The 7,658-nt window shown below is 36.2% G+C and carries 8 protein-coding genes; 2 read left to right on the top strand and 6 right to left on the bottom strand.

All coding sequences use genetic code 11. From position 1 onward, the window contains the following. Nucleotides 1–202 precede the first annotated feature (202 nt). Together QZX60_RS09235 and QZX60_RS09230 are read left to right on the top strand one after the other, a co-directional pair. On the top strand, nt 203–949 hold the full coding sequence (locus QZX60_RS09235; protein ID WP_295364094.1) for a glycosyltransferase: 747 nt from the start codon (nt 203–205) through the stop codon (nt 947–949). Then, on the top strand, nt 930–1,898 hold the full coding sequence (locus QZX60_RS09230) for a glycosyltransferase family 2 protein (protein ID WP_295364091.1): 969 nt from the start codon (nt 930–932) through the stop codon (nt 1,896–1,898). Before QZX60_RS09235 ends, QZX60_RS09230 begins: the two co-directional genes overlap by 20 nt. Nucleotide 1,899: 1 nt before the next feature. Here QZX60_RS09230 and QZX60_RS09225 read toward each other — a convergent pair whose 3' ends face one another. From QZX60_RS09225 to QZX60_RS09200, 6 genes are read right to left on the bottom strand one after another with little or no spacing between them, the layout of a single operon-like run. Continuing rightward, nucleotides 1,900–3,126 carry a glycosyltransferase family 4 protein gene (locus QZX60_RS09225; protein ID WP_295364088.1) on the bottom strand — a complete coding sequence of 409 codons (1,227 nt, stop codon included), beginning with the start codon at nt 3,124–3,126 and terminating at the stop codon, nt 1,900–1,902. Nucleotides 3,127–3,174: 48 nt separating this feature from the next. Next, nucleotides 3,175–4,200 carry an acyltransferase gene (locus QZX60_RS09220; RefSeq protein WP_295364085.1) on the bottom strand — a complete coding sequence of 342 codons (1,026 nt, stop codon included), beginning with the start codon at nt 4,198–4,200 and terminating at the stop codon, nt 3,175–3,177. Between the two features lie 14 nt (nt 4,201–4,214). Then, nucleotides 4,215–5,021 (bottom strand): glycosyltransferase, encoded by an 807-nt coding sequence (locus QZX60_RS09215; protein WP_295364082.1) that lies wholly within the window; start codon nt 5,019–5,021, stop codon nt 4,215–4,217. After that, entirely contained in the window at nt 5,018–5,857 is an 840-nt protein-coding gene (locus QZX60_RS09210; protein WP_295364079.1) for an NAD(P)-dependent oxidoreductase, read from the bottom strand. The genes QZX60_RS09215 and QZX60_RS09210 overlap by 4 nt, the downstream gene beginning before the upstream one ends. Further along, nucleotides 5,854–7,104 carry a lipopolysaccharide biosynthesis protein gene (locus QZX60_RS09205; protein WP_295364076.1) on the bottom strand — a complete coding sequence of 417 codons (1,251 nt, stop codon included), beginning with the start codon at nt 7,102–7,104 and terminating at the stop codon, nt 5,854–5,856. Before QZX60_RS09205 ends, QZX60_RS09210 begins: the two co-directional genes overlap by 4 nt. Further along, entirely contained in the window at nt 7,097–7,594 is a 498-nt protein-coding gene (locus QZX60_RS09200) for a glycosyltransferase family 9 protein (protein WP_295364074.1), read from the bottom strand. Before QZX60_RS09200 ends, QZX60_RS09205 begins: the two co-directional genes overlap by 8 nt. Nucleotides 7,595–7,658 lie beyond the last annotated feature (64 nt).

The following is a 7,658-nucleotide window of genomic DNA, read 5'->3' as shown; positions in this document are numbered from 1 at the left end:
GTTTCCGGACAACATAAGAAAGCAGAAACAGGTCATTCCGTTAGAGCATTAACAAGCACAATAATGAATTTTAATAACCGAAAGATTGACCGATACTTTTTCGACTTTTTCTTATTCACATTCATATTTCACTTTTTATTGTACACAAAAATATCTTTTCCGAATATTAAGGTATACTGGTATCATAAGTTACGACATAAATATGAGTGAGAAAACAAAAGTTAGTGTTGCTATTGCTACCTACAATGGCGAAAAATTCATAGAACAGCAATTGCGATCCATTCTTTCGCAAATTCATGCAGAAGATGAAGTGATTGTTTCAGACGACCATTCTACAGATCATACTGTTGAGATTATCCAAAGAATAAACGATCCCCGTATCCAATTGATCTTTAATGAATGTCGGAAAGGAACATGTGGAAACTTTGAAAATGCATTAAGACATGTACGCGGAGATATTATTTTTCTTGCTGATCAGGATGATGTCTGGCTCCCCGGCAAATACAATATCATGACCAACGCTTTAAAAGATTATGATCTTGTTCATTCGGATTCAATTGTTACAGACGAATCTCTGCACCAAACTCATGATTCTCTGTATGCTTTTTATCATAATGGCCCAGGTGTATTAAAAAATATAATCCATCATACCTACTTCGGATCTCATATGGCTTTTAATCGCACCGTGCTGACTGCATGCTTTCCATTCCCACAAACAGATGAAGTCGGGCATGATACTTGGATTGGCATCATTGCCGAAACAATTGGAAATGTCTGCTTTATCAATGATAAACTCCTTCTCTATCGCCGGCATGCGGATGCCCATAACGGATATTTTGAGCGCAGCCATAGAAAGCTCTTCACAAAGATATTTAGCCGCATTCAATTCATGTACTATTATCTCGAATTCAGAAAAAGATATAAACACAATGGAAAACATAAACAATAACAAAATTAGCGTTATCATATCTACATATAATGGTGAAAGATTTATTACACAACAACTAAATAGTATTTTTGCACAATCGACGCTTCCTGATGAAATTATTATCTGCGATGATTGTTCGATTGATAAGACTGTTAGCAAAGCAGAATCCTGTTTGCTCTCGACATCTATTAGCTTCAAAATCATTCAGCACAAAAAAAATACAGGCGTTCGAAATTCTTTTTCAGAATTAATGAAGCAAGCTAATGGCGACTATATTTTTCTATGTGACCAGGATGATGTTTGGATGCCAGACAAAATCGAGAGATTTTTGCAACTATTTAAAAGTGAGAATAGTGATCTGGTCTATTCAGATGCTTTCATTACTGATAGCAAGCTTAACAAAAAAGCCACAACTATGTGGCAGGAAAATCACTTTTTCCTGCCCAATGCTGCTTTTGGAAAAAAGGAAATCATTAATGAAATGCTGAAACGTAATTTGTTTACGGGAATGTCAATGGCGGTTAGCAGGGACTTGATTAATAAATCAAATTTTAATATGAATCATATGCTGCACGATGAAATACTTGGCTGGACAGCTCTTAGATATGGAAAGATTAGTTTTCTGGACGAATGTACAGCATATTACCGCCAGCATGGCAACAATACTGTTGGAGTTAGGAAGTATACGAAATACACAAACATGAAACAAGCCGTTGCTAAAGTACAGCAAAGCACGACATACAATTGCAAGCGCATAAAAGAAGCATTTTCTTTGTTTTCTGGGACCGAATATGAATCGCAGTTAGAAAAAGCTATCCAATATTACGAAAAACGGATTACTCTCTATTCCGAAAACAGGTTTAAAGCACTTTCAGATTATTTATTTTTATTACCATATTATTCGACTTATTCACTCCCAACTGCTCACGAAAAGCCTAAAGACCTTGCTTGTATATTGTTTCATCAATAAATTAATGATCTATTAACTCTTCCGCCATGGAAACAATACGTTTATATGATTTGGATCGGTCAAATTGTTCTTCGCATAATCGTCTCGCATTAAACCCATATTGACGGCTTAAAGTACTGTTGTTGTATAAAATCAATATTGCTTTTTTTAACTTTTCACTATCACCCGGTTCAATGTTTAATCCAATCTGTTTTTCTTGTACCAGTCTACAGAAAATTGGATTTTCCAAAGTATTGATCATTGGCTTGCCACTGGCAAGATAGTCTCCTACCTTATTGACAATGCTCTGTGGAGCTCCCTTCACAAAACTATTTACCACTATATCCGATTTGCTTAGAACTGCTGCCATATGATGATATTCTGTGAATCCCCAGAAATGGATATTTTTCATATTCCTGCTGTATTCTTCTAATTCATCTTTCAATGAACCTGTTCCCAGGATCTGAAGCTGTATATTCTCACTCTTCAGTTCATTTACAGCGTCAATCAAAGTCTTAATATCATAACTTGTACTGATGCTTCCAGCATATGTTACCCAATACTCATTGGCACCTTTAATGATCTGATTTTGAAATTGTTTTACTCCATTGTCAAATTCTTCAAGATGACACCCAACATAAACAGTTTCTGCCGGAATAGTCCTTGCTCTATGTTTGAATGCTCTATCTGTATAATCTTCAGAAGTGCCAATTATGCCAGACGCATTCCTATATGCAGTCTCAGCATCCCTGGTAAACGAATGAAGCAATACATTTCTGATCATACCATTCTTTATTACCATAGCCATTGCTTCTGGCCAGAGATCTTCCACATCAACAATACAGGGAATGTCATGCTGCCTGGCAGCCTCAGTTACTATAGCCGCAATATTATTTGCAGGAATTGATACATAGATCAAATCATACTGCTCAATATTACCTTCAAGATACGCTTTCAAATTCCTTGCAGCTTTTGAATTACTGTATACTCTCTTCAAGCTCACATTCTTGTCATAAGCAGGTGCTTCAATAAAAGTAATCTTAAAAGGATAGTTCTGAGCAAGAATATTCTTCTGATCACGCGGTTCTTTCTTAAAATGCTGAAAAGAGGTGGTAATACATTCTACTTGCCATCCGCTTCTTACAAACTGCAAAGCAATATCAAAGAATCTGGAGGTCCCAGATTCACAAGGAAACCATAAATACCCTAATGAAATAATCGCTATCTTTTTTCTAATCTTCTTTATCATGTTGTTTTCACTAATTCATTACTTGAATTACAACAAAATGTTATCATTTTAACCTTTGAAAATGAATTTTGTAATATTTGATAACAGGAACCCTTCTACAATGACTAAGGGTACAGCAATCAGCCAATTCATGAAAGGAGACATTGTACCAATTACTGCAACAAGAATCTGCTGCGTAGGCCAGCCAAGCAAATACATTTCATACGATAATTCAAACATTTTCCAATTGCATTTGATCTGGGGCAATCCTAATACAATTGCAATTATCGAATATGAGAAAAGCAATGGCAGCAATATATTAAAAATCGGAGAAATACGAGCAGCAAGAATAAGAATTGCCATACCTGCAGTGCCAATCAATGGGCTTAGCACCACACGATCAGAATAATCAAACATCAGAGCGCCAACCCAGAAGCACACAACAGGGCGAAACACGGAAATCATCATAGAATTATTCAAGTAAATCGATGCCAAGAATAATAATTCAAAAGCAATGATAGATAGAATATCAAGATTAATACGATTATTTATTGTATGATTCTTTGATTTTTCTGCAATGAATGCATTTATTGCCAGAAAAACATAGCAGGCAAATTCAATCGGCATAGTCCATAGAGGTCCATTAATGGTCTGATAGGCATTATTGCTGAAAACACCTGGTAAATTATGAACAGGAAGCAAAACTAGATTCAGCAAATATTTCCAGGTTTCAAAAGAGCAGAAATATGAAGATAATTGAAGATTTGTAAAAAACGGGCCAAGAATAAGAACAGATAGAATTACAACGATCCAAAGCTGCGGAAATATTCGTTTGCATCTTTTCCTAAGAAAAGTACGTGTGGAGTGCTCTTTCGATAGTGATTTAGCAACATACAATCCACTCAACACAAAAAATACCGCTACTGCTATACCGCCAAGATTGCATTGCCCGTTAGTATAAACACTAACTAAGTCATCTCTATTTGATGTTATCGCATAGGAGTGGCAGATAATCACTGCTATGGCAGCAATAAATCTTAACAAATTAACATTTGAACTTCTCAATCTTAGTTTGTCTGATAGCAGCGTTTTCATATACTTTCCCCTGATTAATAATAACCGTGAGCCTTACTATAAAACTTCATCAAAAATTTTGCGAACCATTCAGGCCAATAACGGCAAAAAATCTCATATTCATTTTTCGATCTGATATCAGTTGTTTTCAACAATTTTGCAGTCTGATTCTGATCATTCATTCGATGATATAACAGTATTTCATCCACATACACAAATGACCCATTTTCTTCAGCAAGTCTCGTCCAAAGATCCCAATCCATAGAAGCTTTAAATTCTTCCCTGAAAGGATTTACTAGCAATTTTTTCATTACATGAACAACTGTAGGATGCGTAATAGGATCGCCAAAACGAAGGATCAAGCGTTTTCCAAATCTGGTTCCAGCCAACTTTTTTGACTTCATTGGCAAAAGCATTATCTTCTTTATTCTTACCAAAGAAGACTGCTTCTCATCGACTTTATCATTGTGCATTTCAATATAATCAGTAAATGCAATAATAGGATCCTTTGAATGATTTATCGCAAAAATAACCTTTTCTACGAATTGAGGCTTCAATATTTCATCTTGATGAGCAAGCATTGCAAGCGGGGTCTCAGCCTGTCTGAAAGCAAAATTATAATCTTCAATCTGTCCACCATGTGGGTTAATACGCACTTCAATATGATACTTCTCAGCAATGCTGGAAATAAGATCATTTGGTGTCGATGTTGAAATAATGATATTTGCTTTTTCTGTCTGATTTACCAGCGCGCTCACTGCCTCATCCAGATATGGACATTGCCCATATGCACATACAAGAAAAGTTAAATCACGTCCAGAATAACTGTTATACTGTTTCATCGAGTCTTTGCATTCTCCATAATCTGATTAATTAATGTCGGATCACCCCATTCACCTGGAGAATCATATGGCCGATCAGGATAAGCACCATATTTCAACTTGATGTTAAAATGATGCTTTTTAATGTAACTTTCCACTTTATCAGCCAGACTGACCGGTTTTCCAGTGCATACATTAATGACACCATTAATCTGGTCCTGCACACTGGCCGCCTCAATTTGTTTTGCCAGCTCATCTATATGAATAAAATCATATTTGTTCTTTCCAGATGTAAATGGAAATTCCTTCTTGCCATCTTCTTCTGCCTGATATAACTTAGCAAAAATAGAACTTCCTCTCATATCATCCCCATAAATGTAATATGCTCTGAGCCAATGAAGATTGACGTCTTTATCTTTGCAATAAAGCAATAGTGTCTGCCTTAAAGCATTTTTTGCAATCCCATACATAGACATTGGATTACATGGAGTATCTGCATTTATCGAGCCTTCCCAATAACCAATCTCATGCATGCTACCCATAACAGTGAGGTATTTTAATCCTCCATCGATCATGTTTTCAAGAAAAATTACGTGTGATGAAAGATCTGCCATATGCGCGTGTGAATTATGAATAAACCCATCCCGCCAAGCTAAATGTACAAGGACATCAGGAGAGCCCAGCTTTTCAAAAATATCTTTGTCCCCAGAAAAAATAGGCTCATCAATAATCTTTGCCCTTTCATCAATCCCTTTATATTGAAAATCCGAGACATATACATCATGTCCCGCATTCAGGAAAGCTTTAACAACATGTTTTCCCATATATCCTGCAGCACCAGTAATTAATACTTTCATAACTCTTCCCTTTTCAATTCCTTTTTCTTTTGTTTTGCAATCGTTGCTTCACACAACAAGATCATATACACAATATATATACTATACGAAATAATCTGAACAAAACTGACACCATTACTGCCAAGGCCATTAATAATGGGATAAACAATTAACAGACACAGCAGGAAATCTGCAATCATTCCAATCAACAGCCATTTGATCTGACGAATTGCCACTATGATCGATGACATAATCCAAATGATTGCCGTAAGAATTGTAACCCAAACGATAGGGAGAAATAAATCATATCTGGCTAATATTGATTTGCCAAAGAGCAAAGACAGTCCCCACCTGCCTAAAAGAAGGGCTCCAACTGTCACAATCAGGCATAACACAGCAAAGCCAAGATAAACCTTCCGCATATTTTTCGAAAAATGAGAATACTTTTTTTCGTCGTAAAGCTTAGAAAGTCCTGGCAATAATGGGTTAAATGCAACTGAAGCAAAGACTTGAACAACCAATGTTGGAGAGGCAATCGAAGAATAGACCCCCAGTTCCTCGGTTCCCAGTATTTGCTGCAAAACATTTTTAGGTATCAGATTCTCAAGACTGAGCAAAAACGAAAAGATTACAATCGGCAGGCATGTTAGTAATAATTTCTTTATCTTTTTACTGAATAATACGGGTTGTATATGTTCCAGCCGGCTTGTTTTTTCCCAATCATAAATAAATGCACTGAGAAGATTCAGAGCCGCCATGAAAAACAGTGTGATCAGAAGATTTTTTGTAGTTAGTAAACCAACAACAAAGCTGACGATTGTTAATAATCCTCTGAAAATATATGACTTGCCAATATAATCATATCTCTGAAATTTTTGGTTTTCTCCATGCAGTACATCTACGATTGCTTCTGCAATTCTGATGATCATATACGCAATAATACATAAAGCCTGATAACTGGAATTGCCCCATACAGAAACAATTGCACAACAGACAAAAGCAAGAATACATGTATCAATTCTACTTCCTACATATTCATTGCAATTGTATTCTCCTTTCACATCTGATACCTGAAAGTTTCGCATACTATACAAGGAAATTGCAGAAAAAGAACTGCTTGTTGTCATTGCCAAAGACAGATAACCTGCAGATTCATACGAAGAAAGATGAACAACAAGAACTGTTATCAGCCATTGACAAGCACTGTAAAAAACACTGCCAAAAGTATTCCAGGCAATATTTTTTGTCATTTGCTTTCTATCATCCATTTTGCATTTCCTTATCCAAAACGTCCGAAATCACATTCCATGCATCATCTACGGTAATTAAGTCAATACATGGAAAAACTCTAAAATTCTTATAAATGCAATTATTATTGCAATTATAGCAAGGCATTTTATGTGTAATTAAGTATGGATCTTTACGACCTTGGTCTGCATATTGATAATGAGCGTACCGGTCATACGTATAACCGCCGCAAATCATGAAGGTAGTTACATTACGCGCAACAGCAATATGATACGCACTGGTATCATTTGTTACAACCAATGATGCCCGTCCAATCACCTCTGTAAACTCCATGATGTCTGTTTTGCCTACAACATCAATATATTTGATATCACCTGCACACTTCATCATTTCTTCAAGGGATGGGCGGTCATGCTCCGTTCCACACAAGACCATTGGCAAGCCCGTCTTACGCTGGATCTTCAAAGCAATTTCAGCATAATGCTGCACATTCCATTTTTTTACATCCATGCTTGCTACTTGTTAAGATTTTTTGATTTTGTCACCGTTTGTTAATTGTTACTGTTTTGTCACG

Source organism: uncultured Pseudoramibacter sp., assembly GCF_903789625.1.
Taxonomy (GTDB): Bacteria; Bacillota; Clostridia; order Eubacteriales; family Eubacteriaceae; genus Pseudoramibacter; species Pseudoramibacter fermentans.
Note: the sequence above shows the minus strand (reverse complement) of the source record. Positions and strands in the feature narration are given on the sequence as shown.

Bases quoted from the DNA above. Each gene is read 5' to 3' on its own strand.
- QZX60_RS09200 (WP_295364074.1), bottom strand. From the start codon at position 7,594: ATGGATGTAAAAAAATGGAATGTGCAGCATTATGCTGAAATTGCTTTG.
- QZX60_RS09210 (WP_295364079.1), bottom strand. From the start codon at position 5,857: ATGAAAGTATTAATTACTGGTGCTGCAGGATATATGGGAAAACATGTT.
- QZX60_RS09205 (WP_295364076.1), bottom strand. From the start codon at position 7,104: ATGGATGATAGAAAGCAAATGACAAAAAATATTGCCTGGAATACTTTT.
- QZX60_RS09230 (WP_295364091.1), top strand. From the start codon at position 930: ATGGAAAACATAAACAATAACAAAATTAGCGTTATCATATCTACATAT.
- QZX60_RS09235 (WP_295364094.1), top strand. From the start codon at position 203: ATGAGTGAGAAAACAAAAGTTAGTGTTGCTATTGCTACCTACAATGGC.
- QZX60_RS09225 (WP_295364088.1), bottom strand. From the start codon at position 3,126: ATGATAAAGAAGATTAGAAAAAAGATAGCGATTATTTCATTAGGGTAT.
- QZX60_RS09220 (WP_295364085.1), bottom strand. From the start codon at position 4,200: ATGAAAACGCTGCTATCAGACAAACTAAGATTGAGAAGTTCAAATGTT.
- QZX60_RS09215 (WP_295364082.1), bottom strand. From the start codon at position 5,021: ATGAAACAGTATAACAGTTATTCTGGACGTGATTTAACTTTTCTTGTA.